The sequence below is a fragment of the Arthrobacter ruber genome (assembly GCF_002954225.1).
Lineage (GTDB): Bacteria > Actinomycetota > Actinomycetes > Actinomycetales > Micrococcaceae > Arthrobacter_D > Arthrobacter_D ruber.
In genome coordinates, this window is the sequence record NZ_PPTH01000011.1 from 70,972 (window position 1) to 88,368 (window position 17,397).

General features: G+C 69.5%; 18 protein-coding genes and 1 tRNA gene. 5 read left to right on the plus strand and 14 right to left on the minus strand.

The genetic code is table 11. The features are described 5' to 3' along the window. Positions 1-53 precede the first annotated feature (53 nt). The 3 genes from nrdE to nrdH are packed head-to-tail and all read right to left on the minus strand — an operon-like array spanning position 54 to position 2,960. Positions 54-2,213: a class 1b ribonucleoside-diphosphate reductase subunit alpha gene (nrdE, locus tag CI785_RS02270; protein ID WP_105030475.1), complete on the minus strand. Its 2,160-nt coding sequence runs from the start codon at positions 2,211-2,213 to the stop codon at positions 54-56. Next, entirely contained in the window at positions 2,210-2,677 is a 468-nt protein-coding gene (gene nrdI, locus CI785_RS02275; protein ID WP_105030476.1) for a class Ib ribonucleoside-diphosphate reductase assembly flavoprotein NrdI, read from the minus strand. The genes nrdE and nrdI overlap by 4 nt, the downstream gene beginning before the upstream one ends. 37 nt (positions 2,678-2,714) lie before the next feature. After that, a complete protein-coding gene (gene nrdH, locus CI785_RS02280; protein ID WP_105030477.1) occupies positions 2,715-2,960 on the minus strand; it encodes a glutaredoxin-like protein NrdH in 246 nt (81 codons plus the stop codon). A gap of 458 nt (positions 2,961-3,418) precedes the next feature. On the opposite strand from nrdH, the gene CI785_RS02285 reads away from it, so the two are divergent. Together CI785_RS02285 and CI785_RS02290 are read left to right on the plus strand one after the other, a co-directional pair. Then, the gene (locus CI785_RS02285) at positions 3,419-4,372 is read left to right on the plus strand and encodes a LysR family transcriptional regulator (protein ID WP_105030478.1); all 954 of its coding nucleotides are present in this window, start codon (positions 3,419-3,421) and stop codon (positions 4,370-4,372) included. A 94-nt stretch (positions 4,373-4,466) separates the two neighbouring features. After that, on the plus strand, positions 4,467-5,504 hold the full coding sequence (locus tag CI785_RS02290; protein WP_105030479.1) for an SDR family oxidoreductase: 1,038 nt from the start codon (positions 4,467-4,469) through the stop codon (positions 5,502-5,504). Between the two features lie 93 nt (positions 5,505-5,597). Here the strand turns inward: CI785_RS02290 and CI785_RS02295 are convergent, their stop codons facing one another. Continuing rightward, positions 5,598-6,497 carry a methylenetetrahydrofolate reductase gene (locus tag CI785_RS02295; RefSeq protein WP_105030480.1) on the minus strand — a complete coding sequence of 300 codons (900 nt, stop codon included), beginning with the start codon at positions 6,495-6,497 and terminating at the stop codon, positions 5,598-5,600. Between the two features lie 239 nt (positions 6,498-6,736). After that, on the minus strand, positions 6,737-7,783 hold the full coding sequence (locus CI785_RS02300; protein ID WP_240614968.1) for an App1 family protein: 1,047 nt from the start codon (positions 7,781-7,783) through the stop codon (positions 6,737-6,739). Between the two features lie 261 nt (positions 7,784-8,044). On the opposite strand from CI785_RS02300, the gene CI785_RS02305 reads away from it, so the two are divergent. The 3 genes from CI785_RS02305 (at position 8,045) to CI785_RS02315 (ending at position 9,341) form a co-directional block, all read left to right on the plus strand. Continuing rightward, positions 8,045-8,398, plus strand: coding sequence for a hypothetical protein (locus CI785_RS02305; RefSeq protein WP_105030482.1), 354 nt, complete (start codon positions 8,045-8,047; stop codon positions 8,396-8,398). A 156-nt stretch (positions 8,399-8,554) separates the two neighbouring features. Continuing rightward, the gene (locus CI785_RS02310) at positions 8,555-8,938 is read left to right on the plus strand and encodes a hypothetical protein (RefSeq protein WP_105030483.1); all 384 of its coding nucleotides are present in this window, start codon (positions 8,555-8,557) and stop codon (positions 8,936-8,938) included. A gap of 127 nt (positions 8,939-9,065) precedes the next feature. Beyond that, positions 9,066-9,341 carry a hypothetical protein gene (locus CI785_RS02315; RefSeq protein WP_105030484.1) on the plus strand — a complete coding sequence of 92 codons (276 nt, stop codon included), beginning with the start codon at positions 9,066-9,068 and terminating at the stop codon, positions 9,339-9,341. A 273-nt stretch (positions 9,342-9,614) separates the two neighbouring features. On the opposite strand, the gene CI785_RS02320 is transcribed toward CI785_RS02315, so the two are convergent. From CI785_RS02320 to obgE, 9 genes are all read right to left on the minus strand, one after another. Then, a tRNA-Ala gene (locus CI785_RS02320) sits at positions 9,615-9,687 on the minus strand. Positions 9,688-9,783: 96 nt separating this feature from the next. Beyond that, the gene (locus CI785_RS02325; RefSeq protein ID WP_205753545.1) at positions 9,784-10,464 is read right to left on the minus strand and encodes a histidine phosphatase family protein; all 681 of its coding nucleotides are present in this window, start codon (positions 10,462-10,464) and stop codon (positions 9,784-9,786) included. Continuing rightward, positions 10,461-10,868, minus strand: a complete 408-nt coding sequence (gene rsfS, locus CI785_RS02330; protein WP_105030485.1) for a ribosome silencing factor — start codon at positions 10,866-10,868, stop codon at positions 10,461-10,463. Before rsfS ends, CI785_RS02325 begins: the two co-directional genes overlap by 4 nt. Before the next feature lie 27 nt (positions 10,869-10,895). After that, entirely contained in the window at positions 10,896-12,023 is a 1,128-nt protein-coding gene (locus CI785_RS02335) for a hypothetical protein (protein WP_157940130.1), read from the minus strand. 79 nt (positions 12,024-12,102) lie between these two features. Next, positions 12,103-12,819: a nicotinate-nucleotide adenylyltransferase gene (nadD, locus tag CI785_RS02340; RefSeq protein ID WP_105030590.1), complete on the minus strand. Its 717-nt coding sequence runs from the start codon at positions 12,817-12,819 to the stop codon at positions 12,103-12,105. Between the two features lie 38 nt (positions 12,820-12,857). Beyond that, on the minus strand, positions 12,858-13,094 hold the full coding sequence (locus CI785_RS02345) for a hypothetical protein (RefSeq protein ID WP_105030487.1): 237 nt from the start codon (positions 13,092-13,094) through the stop codon (positions 12,858-12,860). A gap of 108 nt (positions 13,095-13,202) precedes the next feature. Next, entirely contained in the window at positions 13,203-14,522 is a 1,320-nt protein-coding gene (locus CI785_RS02350; RefSeq protein WP_105030488.1) for a glutamate-5-semialdehyde dehydrogenase, read from the minus strand. A gap of 47 nt (positions 14,523-14,569) precedes the next feature. Next, positions 14,570-15,727 carry a glutamate 5-kinase gene (gene proB, locus CI785_RS02355; RefSeq protein ID WP_105030489.1) on the minus strand — a complete coding sequence of 386 codons (1,158 nt, stop codon included), beginning with the start codon at positions 15,725-15,727 and terminating at the stop codon, positions 14,570-14,572. Positions 15,728-15,731: 4 nt separating this feature from the next. Beyond that, positions 15,732-17,312: a GTPase ObgE gene (gene obgE, locus CI785_RS02360; protein WP_105030490.1), complete on the minus strand. Its 1,581-nt coding sequence runs from the start codon at positions 17,310-17,312 to the stop codon at positions 15,732-15,734. Positions 17,313-17,397: the final 85 nt, after the last annotated feature.

Sequence of the window (17,397 nt, forward strand, 5' to 3'; positions counted from 1 at the left end):
CCTTGCTTGGGGTGGGAATGGCGATGGGAAGAACTGCGGTCTGATTCAGTTGCCTACAGCATGCAGCTGACGCAACCCTCCACCTCGGTCCCTTCCAGCGCGAGCTGGCGGAGACGGATGTAGTAGACGGTCTTGATGCCCTTGCGCCAGGCGTAGATCTGGGACTTGTTGATCTCGCGCGTGGTGGCGGTGTCCTTGAAGAACAGCGTCAGGGACAGGCCCTGGTCCACGTGCTGCGTGGCAGCGGCGTAGGTGTCGATGATCTTCTCGTAGCCGATCTCGTACGCGTCCTGGTAGTACTCCAGGTTGTCGTTCGTGAGGTACGGCGCCGGGTAGTACACGCGGCCGAGCTTGCCTTCCTTGCGGATCTCGATCTTCGACGCCACCGGGTGGATGGAGGACGTCGAGTTGTTGATGTACGAGATCGACCCGGTCGGCGGGACGGCCTGCAGGTTCTGGTTGTAGATGCCGTGCTCCATGACCGACGCCTTCAGCGCACGCCAGTCCTCCTGCGTGGGGATGTGCACCTCGGTGAACAGCTCACGCACGCGCGGAGTCGTCGGCTCCCAGACCTGATCGGTGTACTTGTCGAAGAACTCGCCCGTGGCGTACTTGGACTTCTCGAAACCGGCGAACCGTCGACCGGTCTCGATGGACATGAGGTTCGACGCCCGGATGCAGTGGTACACCACGGAGTAGAAGTAGATGTTCGTGAAGTCCAGGCCCTCTTCGGACCCGTAGTGGACCCGCTCACGGGCGAGGTAACCGTGCAGGTTCATCTGGCCGAGGCCGATGGCGTGCGAGGCGTCGTTGCCCTTGGCGATCGAGGGCACCGAGCTGATGTGGCTCATGTCGGAGACGGCCGAGAGGGTGCGGATCGCGGTCTCGATGGTCCGGCCGAAGTCGGGCGAGTCCATGGTCTTCGCGATGTTCAGCGAGCCGAGGTTGCAGGAGATGTCCTTGCCCACGGAGTCATAGGACAGGTCCTCGTTGTACGTGGTGGGCTCGGAGACCTGGAGGATCTCGGAGCACAGGTTGGACATGATGATCTTGCCGTCGATCGGGTTGGCCCGGTTCACGGTGTCCTCGAACATGATGTACGGGTAGCCGGACTCGAACTGGATCTCCGCGAGGGTCTGGAAGAACTCGCGGGCCTTGATCTTGGTCTTCTTGATGCGGGCGTCGTCCACCATCTCGTAGTACTTCTCGGTGACCGAGATGTCGGAGAACGGCATGCCGTAGACGCGCTCGACGTCGTACGGCGAGAACAGGTACATGTCCTCGTCGCGCTTGGCGAGCTCGAAGGTGATGTCGGGGACGACGACGCCGAGGGACAGCGTCTTGATGCGGATCTTCTCGTCCGCGTTCTCGCGCTTGGTGTCGAGGAAGCGGTTGATGTCCGGGTGGTGCGCGTGCAGGTACACGGCTCCCGCACCCTGGCGGGCACCGAGCTGGTTCGCGTAGGAGAAGCTGTCCTCGAGGAGCTTCATCACGGGGATGACGCCGGAGGACTGGTTCTCGATCTGCTTGATCGGCGCGCCGACCTCGCGGATGTTGGTGAGGGCGAAGGCCACGCCGCCGCCGCGCTTGGAGAGCTGCAGGGCGGAGTTGATGGACCGCCCGATCGACTCCATGTTGTCCTCGATGCGGAGCAGGAAGCAGGAGACGAGCTCACCGCGCTGGCGCTTGCCGGCGTTGAGGAAGGTGGGGGTTGCGGGCTGGAACCGGCCGTCGATGATCTCGTCGACCATCTGCTCGGCGAGCTGCTCGTTGCCGCGGGCCAAGTGCAGGGCGACCATGCAGACGCGGTCCTCGTAGCGCTCGAGGTAGCGCTTGCCGTCGAACGTCTTCAGCGTGTACGAGGTGTAGTACTTGAAGGCGCCCAGGAAGGTCTCGAAGCGGAACTTCTTGGCGTACGCGCGCTTGTAGAGGTCGCGGATGAAGTTCATCGTGTACTGGTCGAGCGTCTCGCGCTCGTAGTACTCGTTCTTCACGAGGTACTCGAGCTTCTCCTCGAGGTCGTGGAAGAACACGGTGTTGTTGTTGACGTGCTGCAGGAAGTACTGGTGCGCGGCCTCGCGGTCGGCGTCGAACTGGATCTGCCCGTCGGGACCGTACAGGTTGAGCATGGCGTTCAGCTCGTGATATCCCATGTCCTTGAAGCGGTCCACCGCGGCTGCGGGTGCGCCCGTCTCCGTCTCTGCAACACTCATGTCCAAAACTCTTCCAATCCTGTGGTTACTCGGTCCACGTCCTCGGACGTGCCCATGACTTCGAATCTGTACAGCACGGGGACCCCGCACTTGGCCGCGACGATGTCGGCCGCAAGGCAGTAGGTCTCACCGAAATTTGTGTTGCCGGCTCCGATGACCCCCCGGAGGAGGACGCGGTTCTGCTCGTCGTTCAGGAACTTGACGACCTGGCGGGGCACCGCACCCTTCCCGGTGATGCCCCCGTAGGTCGGCAGGACCAGCACGTACGGCCGGGTGGCCCGCAGCGTCGGCTCCTTGGTGAGGAGCGGCATCCGGGCAGCCGGAACCCCCAGCTTCTGGACGAAGCGGTGGGTGTTGTCAGACACCGACGAGAAGTAGATCAGTGGAGCATCGGTGACCGGCCCCTCCGCGTCCCCGACCGGGGAGGCGGAGGTCACCTGGTCATCCACGATGAGGGTGCTCATCCCGATGCCGCGCCGAGCGGACCCCGAAGGGTTCCGTTCAGGCTACCGAGCTGACGGCGGAGTCCGCGAGGGCGCTGATCTTGTCGGGGCGGAAGCCGGACCAGTGGTCGTTGTCGGTGATGACGACGGGTGCCTGCATGTAGCCCATGGAGCGGACGCGCTCGAGCGCCGTCGGGTCCTGCGAGATGTCGACGCTCTGGTAGGCGATGCCCTTCTTGTCCAGAGCGCGGTAGGTGGCGTTGCACTGTACGCAAGCCGGCTTCGTGTAAACCGTGACGGTCATGTCCTAGTCCCCTTTTCCTCATACGGCTGCTGAATATCCATCAGCAGCGTGCTGTCGTGTCATGAGCGGCGCGGCCCCGGAAATGGGGAAGAAATCTGGGGTTTCTCGCACCTTGCGGCTCATGCTGTGCAGCGGCTGTTTCTGTCCCTCGATACTACATCTAGTGCGGGCCCTCGGGACAGACCCCAACATGATGTATTACAAGTATGTCATTCCGGCAGCGAGTAGTCCACACGATGTCCACAGATCAGCGCCCGGCGGAAGCCCGGAAACGCGCCGAATCCGGCCCTTTTCGAGGCTCCGGTCCACATGCTGTGGAGGACTTCCACACAGGCGCAAGAATTTTCGTGTCGCGCATTTTCTGGCGTGTCGCGCTGCGTGCCCGGCAGCCGCGAGGTGAGGATCCGGCGCCCCGGTAAGCTCGACGGACAGCCGCCGGACGAGAGGAAGGGTGGTCGATGGTCAACCCGATCCACCTGAGGACACTGCTCGAGGTGATCCGCCACGGGTCCTTCAGCGGGGCGGCGACCAGCCTGGGCTACACGGCGTCGGCCGTCTCCCAGCAGATGTCGGCGCTGGAACGCGACACGGGCGCCACCCTCTTCACCCGCTCCGCCCGCAGTGCGGTGCCCACGGACGCGGCTGTCGCCATGTCCCGCCATGCCGCGAAGGTGCTGACGGACATCGACGCCCTGCTCGCCTCGACGGCACGTGCCGGCTCGGGCCCGGCGCACGAACTCCGCATCGGGATCTTTCCCAGCCTCGCGACCTTCGCCCTGCCTCGTCTGCTCCGCATGCCTGAGTGGCAGCGGCTCGGCGTGTCGCTGCGCCTGTTCGTCGGGGAACCGGCGCACGCCATCCAGGGACTCCGCACCGGCGGCGACCTCGACCTCGCGCTCGTCTACCAGGTGGGACAGGCCGGCCTCGCCTGGCCCTCCACGCTCAGCCGCCAGTGGATCGGCGACGACGACTTCCGGGTCATCCTGCCTGCGAGCTGGGGCATCCGCAGCGGCTCGCGCGTCACGGCCGACCAGCTGGCGGACATGCCCTGGATCATGCACCACCCGGGCACGGCCGACGCCACGGTGATCGAGCGGCTCTTCGCGAGCTGCAACCTCCACCCCCGGATCGCGGCCTACTGCGACGACTTCAACGCCAGCCTGGAACTGACGGCCGCCGGCCTCGGCGCGGCACTGGTGCCCGAACTCGCCATGGTCAACCGGCCCGAGGGCATCGTGACGCTCGACGTCCCCGAGATCCGGCTCGCCCGCAGCATCTTCGCGCTGCGCACGGGCGACGCCGACGACGCCCGGGTGCGGCTCTTCATGGACCAGCTCGCCGAGATCCTCAGGAGTCAGAGCATCGGGCCGAAGCACACGACCCGGGGCTATGCACCCACGGCCGCTCGCTGATCCCCCGTTGCACGCGCGGCGACCGGACCGTACGTTCGGGGACAGGGCGGGCGCGGGTCCGCCGGCCATCGGACTCTCGTCAGGAGGAACCCCCATGCGCATCAGGAACAGCGTGGTCGTCATCACCGGTGCAGGAAGCGGGATCGGCCGAGCCACGGCCCTGCACTTCGCCCGCCGCCGCACCTGCCTGGTCCTCGCGAGCAGGCGGGAGGAAGCACTCGAGTCCCTCGTCGCGGAATGCATGGCCCTGGGCTCCCGGGCCATCGCCGTCCCCACCGACGTCTCGGAGCACGACGCCGTGCAGGAACTTGGCAGCCGGGCCGTGGAGGAGTTCGGCCGCATCGATGTGTGGGTCAACAACGCCTCCGTGGCCGTCTTCGCACCCTTCCTCGACATCCCTCTGCGCGATTTCGAGACCGTGATCGACGTCAACGTGATGGGGTACGTCTACGGCTCCCGCGCCGCGCTCGAACGCATGCAGGAGCAGGGCTCCGGCGTCCTCGTCAACGTGGCCTCCATCCTCGGAGCGGTTCCGCAGCCGTACAATTCCGCCTACTCCATGTCCAAGGCCGCCGTGCGGGCCCTCGGGGTGAGCCTCAGGTCCGAGCTGATGCTGGAGAAGAAGAAGCGCATCCACGTGTGCACCGTCCTTCCGCCCACCATCGACACGCCGTTCTTCCACCACGCCGCGAACTACACGGGCCGGCGCGTGATGGCCATGCCGCCGGTCTACCCCGCCGACCTCGTCGCCAGGGCGATTCTGGCCGTCGTCGAGAAGCCGGTGCGCGAGGTGGCCGTCGGTCGTCTCGGGCGTTCCGTGGTGCGCCAGCACCGCCTCATGCCGGGCCAGGTGGAAAAGGGTATGGCGGTGCAGGCGAAGCACGGTCAGCTCTCGACCGAGGAGCCGGCGCAGGACTCCACCGGCAACCTGTACGGCCCGTCCCTCGATCCCACCGACGCCGCAGTGAGCGGCGGCTGGAGCGGCAAGCGCCGCACCGCCCAGCGCGTGGTCATCGGCTCCGTTCTTGCGGGAGTCGGGGCCGTGGTCTTCAAGGACAAGCTCATGGCTGCCACTCCGACGGCGGTCACGGCGATCGCCGCCGCGGGAAGGGCCGTCGCGAAGAGTTTCTAGCCCGGCACGACTCCCGACGCCCGGACGGCTCACGCCGGGTACGCCGCCTGCTCGTCCTGCCGCAGGGGCAGCAGGGAGCTGCCGACCCCCGCGCTAGAGGGAGGCTGCGAGTCCCGCCTGCGGGGGCCGCGCGAGGTCCAGGGCGTCGAGGACGTCCAGGGCTGCGGCGTGCTGGTTGAAGGTGTAGAGGTGCAGGCCCGGGGCGCCGTCGTCGAGTGCCGCCCGGGCGAGGTCCACCGTGGCGGCGACACCCACGCGGCGGCGCTCGTCGTCGGTACGCGCACCCTCGAGTCGCGCCCACAGGGCGTCGTCGACGTCGATCCCCGCGAGGCTGCTCAGCTTCCGCAGCCGCCGGGTGCTCGTCAGGGGCATGACGCCGGGGATGATGGGCATCGTCACACCGGCGCGCCGGGCCCGTGTGACCAGGCGCGTGTAGTCGGAGGGCCGGAAGAACACCTGGGTGATGGCGAAATCGGCGCCGGCCTCCTCCTTGGCCAGGAGCACGTCGATGTCCTGGTCGAGGTTCGCCGAGTCGGGGTGACGTGTCGCGTACGCCGCCACACCGACCGACACCCTGCCGGCGGCCAGCTGGGCGGTCCGCTGCGCCTCGACCTCCCGGATGAGGCGGACGAGCTCGTCGGCGTGCTCGACGTCGCCCGCCCGCGTCCTGCCCTCCGGCGTGTCGCCCCGCAGCGCGAGGATGCCACGCACTCCCCCACCGATGAGGCGGTCGATGATCCCCGTCAGCTCCGTCCGGCTGCTGCCGACACAGGTGAGATGTGCCAGCGGCTTCAGCGTGGTCTCCGTCAGGAGCCGCCGCAACAGGCCGATGGCGGCTTCCCGATTGCTGCCGGCCGCGCCGTAGGTGACGGAGACGAAATCCGGGCGCGTCTCCTCCAGCCGGCGGACGGTGGTCCACAGGGACTGCTCGGACTCGGCACTCCGCGGCGGGTACAGCTCGTAGGAGAGAGCGGGGTAGGACGGTTGCGACATCGCGGGCCTCTTCGTACGTGCCGCGCACCGCTGGGCGCGGGGCCGGCTGGAGATTGTGCGGGCGACCGCGAACGATCCCCGCCGAGCATTTGTACGAATGTCAGGCCCGCACGGAGGCACCCACACTTCCCTGCGAAGGTCGCTGACCCGCTACCGGAGTAGCTAGGACCACACGCTACGACACGCCTGCGCGTGCATCAAGGACCATGGAAGAATGACGCACCGCGTGCAGGCGGGGATCAGCCGTTCTCCTCCGGCTCATCGGCCGAACGCACATCGTTGCGGATGATGCCCAGCTCCGCGAGCTGATCGGACATGCCCGCGCCGTCGGGTGCGTAGATCCAGGGGATGCCCGGCGTCGGGCGTACCCCGCTCTTCGAGCGCCCGCCGGCGAGGACGGCCTCCCCGGTGGACAGCTGGCGGATCGCGATGGCCCGGACGTTCTGCGGGTGGCGCTGCGCGAACTCGGAGTAGATCGCCTCGTCGTGCTGGCCGTCGTCGCCGACCAGCAGCCACTTCACGTCCGGGAACTCCTCTGCGAGGCGCTCCAGGGAGGTCCGCTTGTGGTCCTGGCCGCTGCGGAACCAGCGGTCGCGGGTGGGCCCCCAGTCGGTGAGCAGCTTCGGGCCCGCGGGGTAGAGGTTGCGGGAGAGGAAGCGGGACAGGGTCGGCGCCACGTTCCAGGCGCCGGTGGAGAGGTACAGCACGGGTGCGGAGGGGAGGGTCCGCACGATCCGCTCGTAGAGCACGGCCATCCCGGGCGTGGGGGTCCGCGCGTGCTCGTCGAGCACGAAGGTGTTCCAGGCCGCGAGGAACGGCCGCGGCAGGGCGGTCACCACCACGGTGTCGTCGATGTCGGAGACGACGCCGAACCCTGTGCCGTCCGCGACGATCCGCACGGGGGCTTCCACGGTCTTCGACTCACCCGACTGCAGGGCGATGGTGTGCCACCCGGCGTCGAGGGTCACGGGGATGCGGGCGTCCACCACGCCACCGCGGTCCGCCTCGACGTCGTGCACGGTGTCCCCGATGGTGACGTGGACGACGGCGTGTGCAACCGGGGCACTCGTGAAGTTGCGCCAACCGCGCATGCCCTCCTGCAGGGGCTTCAGCGGGCCGTCCGTCGACCCCTTCCCCGTATCACGCGGGTCGCTGAGGACCACGCGCGCGAGTACCCGCACCCACGACGTCGTGCCGTAGCCGGTGTACGGGATGACGGTCTCGACGCGGCCGCGGCGAACCGCGAGGCGCGTCTGGAACCGGAGCCAGGCGTCGTCGAGGCGCATGCCGAGGTGCCGGTCCCCCACCCCCGGCGCGACCGGCGGATTGCTGCTCGAGCTGGTGGTGCGTGCGTGCGACTTCGCGAAACGTGGACACATGCGTCCCAGTCTGGCACGGCGCGCCCCGGTGGACGACCCATCAACGCGGCCGTGCGCAGGTAACGGGCGGCTAACAACTTCCGCTTTCACCTCGCGGCGTCTTGTTGGCGGGAACCGGCGGCTGCGACGCTGGAGCCTCTATTCAGCGAGGGAGCATCGGGGGAAGCCATGGCATTCGACTCGGAAGTGGTCGGCGTACGTGTGAAGCAGGACGTGGTTCTGCGCACCTGGAACCGGGCGGCCGAGCAGGATCCGGCCACTGCGGCGGCCGACCTTGCACACGCCGTGCTCTTCGGCAGGGCGCAATCGGCCCTCGAAGCGGTGGCCGCGGGCGGCGTGGGCCTCACCGTCGACCACGCCCGTGCACTCCACTTCGCGAACGAGATGGCGGAGCTGCGGCACTACGCTCCGCTGATCGCCGTCGAGGACGGCCTGCCCACGCTCGCCCCGGGAGTCCGGGAGCTCATCGACACCATCAACCAGTGCGGCCTGTGGGACGGCCAGCCGGCTTGGCGCCTCTGACGATCAGCTGCTGTCGACCCATCCGCCCGCCTCTCCTGCTCCGAATGGATTCCGGTTCGCGCCCCTCCGCGCGGTCCGCCGCCGCAGGGCGGTTCATCGGATGTCCCGCCGGCACTGCGAAGCGCGGCCGGGACGCGTGGAAGGCGCTCGCTGGAAGTGGATACGGACGTACTGGATGCTCGCCCTGATCACGCGACGTCCGAGGACGAGGCCCGGTTCTCCCTGAGGGTCCTGCCCTTCGCGCTCCACTTGTGCTGGCAACCGCGCCTCGTCATCGACCGGGCGGATATCGCGCAGGTCGGTTCCGCTCTCACCTCCTCCGGCCGGCGGGGATTGCCGCTCCTGGTGGAGGTCACCGCCCTCGAGGACGTGACCCGTGAGGCACGTGAGGCGATCCACGCGTACGAGCACCCCGCGCGCATCGCGATCCTCGGGCGCGACGCCGTGGACCGCATGCTGGCCGCGTTCACCGTGAGGACCGCGACCGACGTCCGGTTCTTCACGGGCCGGGACCACGCCGTGCGCTGGCTGCTGCAGTAACCATCACCGGCGCGCGGGCGAACCTCGGAATCACAAGGCGCTGGGAGATCCGGGCCGGACCTCAACTGTGACCCAACCGAGACGTGTCGACAGTAGCCCTGCCACCTCGAAGCCGGACACTTGGAGCATGGCGCTCATGGGACTCGAATCGGCACGACCGACGCAGTGGTTGAAGGACAACGGAGGGGCCTTGCCGTCGATCGCGGCTCTGGTCGGCGTGGCCCTGTTCTGGGTCGTGGGAGCGGTCGGAGGGATCGGGTTCCTGCGGGACGCGAGTTCCCCCATGGCGATGCTGGCGGGGCTCTACGTGATGCTTGCCGCCGTCGCCGTCTCGATCATCATCGCCATCCTGGCACTGACCGACCTGACCCGCCGCTACTCCCGGCCGCGCACCCGCCGCTGAAGGCAGGCTCACCTGCAGGACGGCGCATCCCGGTCTGCACCGCGGCGACGCCCCGTGCGCGGAGCCCTGCGACCGACGTGGTGAACCAGCCGGCGACGACGGAGGAACCAGGACTGACGGCCCTGCCCTCGCGTCGGTTCTACGGCCGGGTCATTGGTCGCGCGTCGCCCGCCGCGCTGGCGGCGGACCGGCTGGGCCGTCGACATCTTTCTCGGCTGCACGACAAAAAACCGCCGGATCAGGGCTTTCACCCTGTGGTCCGGCGGTTCGTTGTGGAGCTAAGGGGATTCGAACCCCTGACCCCCTGCATGCCATGCAGGTGCGCTACCAGCTGCGCCATAGCCCCGTGCTTCGCTGCTCCCGGAGGTCTTCACCCCGCCGAAGCAACTTGTTCAGTGTAGTAAATTCTGGCCGCTTCGCCAAATCGACCACCCTGCCGGTCTCACCCTTCGAGCGGCTCCACCGGCAGCGAGCCGAGTCCCACGTTGTGCTCCGTCAGCTGCCACGAGAAAAGCGCATCGGCCCTGCCCACGACCTCGTGGACCTCGGACCAGTGACAGTTGGACAGGCCGGCAAGGGAACCCCAGCGCCTCGGCGGCAGCCCCATGAGTGCCGCCAGCGCAGCCCTGATCGCTCCACCGTGGCTGACCACCACGAGGGTCTCCGCGGGTTCGATGCGAGCGACGGCAGCCGTGACCGCCGCCAGCATGCGGTCACCGACATCGATCCGGTTCTCCGCGCCGCCGGCGCGCACCTCGGGGTCTCCCCCACGCCAGGCGGCGTTGTCCTCGGCGAACCTCTCGTCGATCTCGGCGAAGGACAGACCCTGCCACTGGCCGGCGTCCGTCTCGCGCAGGCGTTCGTCGAAGGACACCGGGACGCCGCTGAGCCCGGCGAGGGCGGCCGCCGTGTCGGCGGCCCGCCGGAGGTCGGACGAGACGATCATCGCCGGCTGCCGGGTGACGAGCACCTCGGCAGCACGAGCCGCCTGCTCACGGCCCGTCTCGTCCAGGTCGATGTCCTCCTGGCCCTGGAACAGGCCGGAGCGGTTCCACTCCGTACGGCCGTGGCGCCAGAAGATGACGCGGCGGGCTGCCGGATCCGCGTGGGGATATCGCGTCACTCGGCGGCGTCGGACGCTGCGGTCTGAGGTGAGCTCTGCAGCGCACCCTCGAGCTGGAGGTCGACGGACGGGCAGTCCTTCCAGAGGCGGTCGAGGGCGTAGAACACGCGGTCCTCCTCGTGCTGCACGTGGACGACCACCTGGGCGTAGTCGAGCAGGACCCAGCGGCCCTCGCTGCGCCCTTCCCGCCGTACGGGCTTGAGGCCCTGCTTCGAGAGTTCCTCCTCGATGCCGTCGACGATCGCGTTCACCTGGCGCTCGCTGGGTGCGGACGCGATCAGGAAGATATCCGTGATGGCGAGCCGGTCACTGACGTCGATGGCGATGATGTCCTGGGCAATCTTGTCCACGGCGGCGTGCGCCGCGGTGCGGGCGATGCTGATGGACTCTTCGGTAGCGCTCACTGATCTCCTTGTGTGGTGCCAGCGGTTTCACCCATTGAGGGAGCTGACTGTCAATACTATTCCGGTTGAGAGTGCCGCCGCGCCCGCACCGAGCAGCGAATACTGGATGAGGCGGATACGGCGCAGCCTGCCGAGGCCTGCGGTCATCGCGTCGAGGGGATCCAGGCCGAAGGCGCTTCGCGCCCCGACCGGTTCGGTCTCGTCGGGATCCACCCGGGCGGGTGTGCCGACGCCCCCTCCCTCGGCGCCCTCCGCGGACGGGGTGGGAGAAGACGGCGCGGGATGTAGGAACACCACCGGCACGGAGGAGGTGGCCGGCGCCCGCAGGACGGCCTGGGACCCGCCCGGGACCTGGACGAACTCGGGCGGTGCGACGATCGACAGGTTGTGTGCCGTCGTCGGGTCGTTCACCGCCACCGTGGGCTGCTCGTTCGGCCGCGAGGGCCGCTCCTCCGTCGCACGAGCCCGACTGTTCAGGAGCGCGGCCCGCTCGGCGAGCGCCTTCTGCTGCGCCAGCAGCCCGGCGTCCACGATGAACGGATCGTCGGTGCCGGCGGTCCGGAGCCCGGCGACGAGCTCCCTCGCCTCCTCGGCGATCGCGTGACGCGCGGCGAGGGCCTCCTCGACGCTTAACTCCTCGGTGCGCCTACCATCAACCGCATCGTCGACCGCCCTGTCGGATCCGCCGCCGGAGACACCCGCGGGCGTGTCCGGCGTCCCATCTGCTGGGCGATCGCTCCGCCGACGTCGATCCCGGCGCCCGCCGGGGACCGGCGTCGGTGCTGCCCCGGCAGCGGTCGCACCCGGTCGGTCAGCCATGGAGGCGGAATCCGTCGGGGTCACGGCGACCAGCCCTTCGGTCAGGGGCCGGGGCAACACTGCCCGACCCTGCGCCTGCTGCAGCCTCAACTGCCGCCGGGTAGGCATCTCGACGCGTACGCCGCTCTGCTCGGGGTCCTGCGCCTCGGCAAGGGTGTGGGACGCCCTCGGCGCCTCCCCGTAGCGGGCTCGTGTCTGCGACGCGCGCTCCACCGCAGCCTCCGGTACGGAGTCGGCCGACACCTCCGCTGCCATCCTGCTGCGACGCGCGGCGCTGTCCACGGTCGTCCGGTGCGCTCCGTCATCGACGGAGGCGGGGCCGGTGCTGCCTGTCATCCCGAGTCCCCCTGACTCGGCACGGTCCGCTCGGTCCCCGGTGACCCGTGCGTCGTCGCTCGCCTTGCCCATCGCCTCTTCACCCGGTCGGTTGGTGTACGGTGCTGGGGTTGCCCCCGTGCTTCCCCTCCGCCGGGAAGACTTCCTCGCCCTCGGGGCGCCGGGGCAGCCGGCCTCCGGACGGTGCCGCGCGCCGGTACAGGCGGTGCTTGGCGATGTACTGGACGACGCCGTCGGGCACCAGGTACCAGACCGGCTTGCCCTCGCCCACGCGGCGCCGGCAGTCGGTGCTCGAGATGGCCATGGCCGGGACCTCCAGCAGGCTGACGTCGCGTCCCCGCCCGTTCAGCTCGTGGCCGGGCCGCGTGACGCCGATGAAGTGCGCGAGGGACCACAGTTCCTCCGCGTCCTTCCACGTGAGGATCTGCGCCATCGCGTCGGCACCGGTGATGAAGAACAGCTGCGCGTCCGGCCGCTCCGCCTTCAGGTCGCGCAGCGTGTCGATCGTGAAGGTGGGACCCGGCCGGTCGATGTCCACGCGACTCACCGTGAAGCTGGGATTCGAGGCGGTGGCGATGACCGTCATCAGGTAGCGGTGCTCCGCCGCCTCGACGTCCTTGTCGGCCTTCTGCCACGGCTGCCCCGTGGGCACGAACACCACCTCGTCGAGGTCGAAGACCGTGGCGACCTCGCTGGCCGCGACGAGGTGGCCGTGGTGGATCGGGTCGAAGGTCCCGCCCATGACGCCGAGTCGCCAGCGCGATCCGTCCCGGTGCCGCTGCTGAGGGCCGCCCATGGCGTCCCGCTGGATGCTGTCCGCTACCACCTGGACCGCTAGAGCCGGTTCGCTTCGCCGTGGTCGTGGTTGTTGGCGTGCTGCTTGTGCGGGTCGATGTGCTCCTCGACGGCCTCGTGGCGATTCCGGACGTTGGAGAAGGACAGCGTGACGACCATCAGGGTGAGCAGGATGCCCATGGCGATCAGACCGTACGCGATGGCGGGCATCGGCAGTTCGGTGTGGTGTTCCATGGCTTCGGTCGCCAGCAGTGCGCTGCCGAGGGAGTAGAGCATCGTGATTCCCCTGTCGGGTCAGGTTCCGCCGGTCCGTCCGGGCCCGGCGCGGGCATTTGCTTCAATGGTACGCGCAACCGGACCGCGTCCTCCCCGCGGACGGGGGCCTCAGCGACGGACCTGCCCCTCCCCCTGCACGATCCACTTGGTCGTGGTCAGCTCCGCCAGGCCCATGGGACCGCGGGCGTGCATCTTCTGCGTGGAGATCCCCACCTCGGCGCCGAGACCGAGCTCACCGCCGTCGACGAAGCGGGTCGAGGCGTTGACCAGCACGGCGGCGGAGTCGACGCCGGCGATGAACTCCTCGGCCGACGCCAGGCTGTCGGTGATGATGGCCTCGCTGTGTCCTGTGCTCCACCGCCGGATGTGCTGCAGCGCCTCGTCGACGCTGTCGACCGTCCGCACGGCGAGATCGAGCTGCATGTACTCGCGCCCCCAGTCGTCCTCCGTCGCCGGCGGCGCGTCGGCCCCGGCGGGCAGCAGCGCGCGTGAGCGCTCGTCCACGTGCAGGACCACCCCGGCACGCACGAGGGCGGCGAGGACGGCGGCCGCGGCACGCGACCGGCTGTGGACGAGGAGCGTCTCCACGGTGTTGCAGACACTGGGACGCTGGGTCTTGGCGTTGAGCAGGATGTCGACCGCCATCTCCTCGTCCGCGCTCTCGTCGAGCAGGATGTGCACATTGCCCTCCCCCGTCTCGATGACGGGGACGCGCGCGGTGGTCACGACCGACTGGATCAGCTCGCGCCCGCCCCGCGGGATCAGGACGTCGATCCGCCCGCGGGCCTGCATCAGCACCTGGGCGCCCTCCCTGCCGAACTCGTCGACGGTGAGGACGGCGTCGTCGGGCAGGCCGTGGTCCTCGAGGGTGTCGCGGATGATCCCGACCAGCGCGGCATTCGTGGCCGCGGCCGCACTGCCTCCACGCAGGATCACGGCGTTGCCGCTCTTGAGGGCGAGACCTGCGATGTCCACCGTGACATTGGGGCGCGCCTCGTAGATGGCGGCGACGACGCCGAGCGGCACGCGGACCTGCCGCATCCTCAGCCCGTTCGGGAGTGTCTCGGCACGGACCGCGGTGCCGACGGGGTCCGGGAGCGCGGCGAGCTCCGTCAGGGCGTCGGCGAGCTTGTCGATCCGCGCCGGATCGAGGCTGAGCCGGTCCAGCAGGTAGGCGGAGGTACCGGAGGCACGGCCGCGCTCGACGTCGGTGCGGTTCGCGGCCAGGACGACGTCGCGTCGCGCGACGAGGGCGGCGGCGACGGCGAGGAGGACCCGGTCCTTGCGGGTCCGGTTGGCGCGCCCGAGGACACGCGAGGCGACGCGCGCCCGGTCCGCGATGGCGTGGACGGCCGTCGTGAGCTGTTCCGGGGACAGGGCCTCGGCGTCGTCGGTCCGGGGGGTGGTCTCGGCCTGCAGGTCGGTCATGCCAGCAGTCTAGCGAGGACCCTGTCCGCCGACCTCCCGGGGGTGCTTCATGACGCGGCAGCGGCCTGCAGCACCACGAGGTCGTTGACGTGCACGATCGAGCGCTCGTACTCGGCCCCGAGCTCGTCGGCGAGCTCGTGCGTGGACCGTCCCAGCATCCGCGGGAGCTCGGCGGAGCTGTAGTTCACGAGGCCGCGCGCCACCACCGTCCCGTCGCCGCTGACGAGCTGCACCGGATCCCCGGCCTCGAAGACGCCCGAGACGTCCACCACACCGGCCGGCAGCAGCGACCGGCGCCGCTCGCCCACCGCGCGCACGGCGCCGTCGTCGAGCACCAGGGTGCCGAGGACGCGGGCGAGGTGGGCCAGCCACAGCAGGCGGATGGGCTGGCGCTTGCCGGTCGGCGTGAACCACGTCCCGACGTCGTCGCCGCGCAGGGCCGCCGCGGCGTTCGCCGTGGACGTGACGAGGGCGGGGATGCCGGAGGACGCGGCGATGGTGGCGGCCTCGACCTTCGTGACCATGCCGCCCGTGCCCACACCGGCCCTGCCGGCCCGCCCGATCGTGACGCCGTCGAGGTCCGACGGTGAGGCGACGAGCGGGATGCGGCGCGCGCCGGCGGCGGGCGGCCCGTCGTACAGCGCGTCGACGTCGGACAGCAGCACGAGCGCCTCCGCCTTCACCAGGTGCGCGACCAGCGCAGCGAGGCGGTCGTTGTCGCCGAAGCGGATCTCGTGGCTGGCGACGGTGTCGTTCTCGTTGACGATGGGCACGACGCCGAAGTTCAGGAGCCGCTCCATCGCACGGTGCGCATTGGCGTAGTGGGAGCGCCGGATGAGGTCGTCGGCGGTGAGCAGGATCTGGCTCACCGTGACGCCGTGGGCAGCGAAGGCCTGCGAGTACTGCGCCATCAGCAGGCCCTGCCCCACGCTCGCGGCAGCCTGCTGGGTGTCCAGCTGGGACGGGCGCCGGGCGAGGCCGAGGGGCGCGAGGCCCGCGGCGATCGCCCCGGAGGACACCAGGATGATCTCCGTGCCGGCGACGCGCCGCTCCGCGAGGACGTCGGCGAGGCCCACGAGGGCCTGACCGGAGATGCCTCCCGAGACGGACGTCAGCGACGACGACCCGACCTTGACGATGATCCTGCCCGCGGCCGCCAGCCCCGCGCGGGACGGCAGGGGCCGGCGCGACTGCTCCGGTCCCACCGCGTCAGTCCCCCTCGCCGTCCGCTTCCTGCGGGGCAGGGGCGGTCTTCGAACGGTTCTGCACGGACTCGGTCCAGATCCCCGCCCTGCGGTCCGCCTCGAGGTCCGCGCGCGCGGCGGCCTTCGCCTCCTTGCGCTCCTGGTACTCCTCGCGCTTCTGCTCGCGCGTGGGCCGGACGTACTCGGCCAGGCGGAGGTCGGAGCCGCGCGGGCCGGCGAGCAGCTCGGCGCCGCCCATCATGGTGGGCTCCCAGTCGAAGACGACGCCGTCGCCCTCGCCGATCACCACGGTGTCGCCGGGCTTGGCCCCGGTCTTGAACAGCTGCTCCTCCACGCCGAGCTTGGCGAGGCGGTCCGCGAGGAAGCCGACGGCCTCGTCGTTGGTGAAGTCGGTCTGCTTCACCCAGCGCTCGGGCTTCTCCCCGAGCACGCGGAACAGCGGCAGCGCGTCCTTCTCCTCGTGCCGGATCCGGAACGAGGCCGCATTGACGCCGCGGGGGCGCAGGACGGGCGCTGCCACCTTCGGGGGCGCGGTCGCCACGGCCTTGCGGGCGTTCTCGACGATCTCCGCCATGGCGAAGCCGAGCCCGCGCAGCCCCTCGTGGCTGGAGGCGGACACCTCGAAGACGCGGTAGCCACGGGCCTCGAGGTCGGCACGGACGAAGTCCGCCATGTCGCGTCCGTCGGGGACGTCGACCTTGTTGAGCGCGATGAGCCGCGGGCGCTCGTTCAGGGGTACGACGTCGCCGTCGGGTCCCGCGAAGCTCATGTCCACCGAGTACTTGTCCAGTTCGCGTTCGATGATCGCGAGGTCGGCCAGCGGATCGCGGTCGGTCTCGAGTGCGGCGCAGTCCAGGACGTGCACGAGGGCCGCGCAGCGCTCCACGTGGCGCAGGAAGTGGTGGCCGAGGCCCTTGCCCTCGCTCGCACCCTCGATGAGGCCCGGGACGTCGGCGATGGTGAACCGCGTGGAGCCGGCCTCGACGACACCGAGATTGGGTACGAGGGTGGTGAAGGGGTAGTCGGCGATCTTCGGCCGTGCGGCCGACATGGCGGCGATCAGGCTCGACTTGCCGGCCGACGGGAAACCGACCAGCGCGATGTCCGCAATGGACTTCAGTTCGAGGACGACGTCCCGCTCGTCGCCCGGGATGCCGAGGAGGGCGAATCCGGGTGCCTTGCGCTTCTGGGAGGACAGGGCTGCGTTGCCGAGGCCGCCCTGTCCGCCGGCGGCGGCCACGAACTCCGTGCCCTCGCCGACGAGGTCGGCGAGGACCTCGCCGTCCTTCGTCTTGACGACCGTGCCGTCCGGGACGGGCAGGATCAGGGTCTCCCCGCTCTTGCCTCCGCGCCAGTCGCCCATGCCGTTGCCGCCGTTGGTGGCGTGGCGGTGCGGGGCGTGGTGGTAGTCGAGCAGGGTGGTGGTCTGGTGGTCGACGCGGAGGATCACGTTGCCGCCGTCGCCGCCGTTGCCGCCGTCGGGCCCGCCCAGGGGCTTGAACTTCTCGCGGTGGACGGAGACGCAGCCATGGCCACCGGTGCCTCCGGATACGTACAGGACTACGCGGTCAACGAAGCTCGCCACGGTGGTCTCCTTCTACAAATGTCTCGCTGTGCCGAGTCTAATCGGCTTAAAAGAAGGTGGGGCGAGCCGTAGAGGCTCACCCCAC

What these genes read in the sequence shown, in the direction of transcription:
- CI785_RS02350 (WP_105030488.1), bottom strand. Translation starts at nt 14,522, where the DNA reads ATGACCGACCTGCAGGCCGAGACCACCCCCCGGACCGACGACGCCGAG.
- CI785_RS02295 (WP_105030480.1), bottom strand. Translation starts at nt 6,497, where the DNA reads ATGTCGCAACCGTCCTACCCCGCTCTCTCCTACGAGCTGTACCCGCCG.
- CI785_RS02335 (WP_157940130.1), bottom strand. Translation starts at nt 12,023, where the DNA reads ATGACAGGCAGCACCGGCCCCGCCTCCGTCGATGACGGAGCGCACCGG.
- nrdE (WP_105030475.1), bottom strand. Translation starts at nt 2,213, where the DNA reads ATGAGTGTTGCAGAGACGGAGACGGGCGCACCCGCAGCCGCGGTGGAC.
- CI785_RS02305 (WP_105030482.1), top strand. Translation starts at nt 8,045, where the DNA reads ATGGCATTCGACTCGGAAGTGGTCGGCGTACGTGTGAAGCAGGACGTG.
- CI785_RS02290 (WP_105030479.1), top strand. Translation starts at nt 4,467, where the DNA reads ATGCGCATCAGGAACAGCGTGGTCGTCATCACCGGTGCAGGAAGCGGG.
- nrdI (WP_105030476.1), bottom strand. Translation starts at nt 2,677, where the DNA reads ATGAGCACCCTCATCGTGGATGACCAGGTGACCTCCGCCTCCCCGGTC.
- nrdH (WP_105030477.1), bottom strand. Translation starts at nt 2,960, where the DNA reads ATGACCGTCACGGTTTACACGAAGCCGGCTTGCGTACAGTGCAACGCC.
- CI785_RS02315 (WP_105030484.1), top strand. Translation starts at nt 9,066, where the DNA reads ATGGCGCTCATGGGACTCGAATCGGCACGACCGACGCAGTGGTTGAAG.
- nadD (WP_105030590.1), bottom strand. Translation starts at nt 12,819, where the DNA reads ATGGGCGGCCCTCAGCAGCGGCACCGGGACGGATCGCGCTGGCGACTC.
- CI785_RS02300 (WP_240614968.1), bottom strand. Translation starts at nt 7,783, where the DNA reads ATGCGCCTCGACGACGCCTGGCTCCGGTTCCAGACGCGCCTCGCGGTT.
- CI785_RS02285 (WP_105030478.1), top strand. Translation starts at nt 3,419, where the DNA reads ATGGTCAACCCGATCCACCTGAGGACACTGCTCGAGGTGATCCGCCAC.
- CI785_RS02345 (WP_105030487.1), bottom strand. Translation starts at nt 13,094, where the DNA reads ATGCTCTACTCCCTCGGCAGCGCACTGCTGGCGACCGAAGCCATGGAA.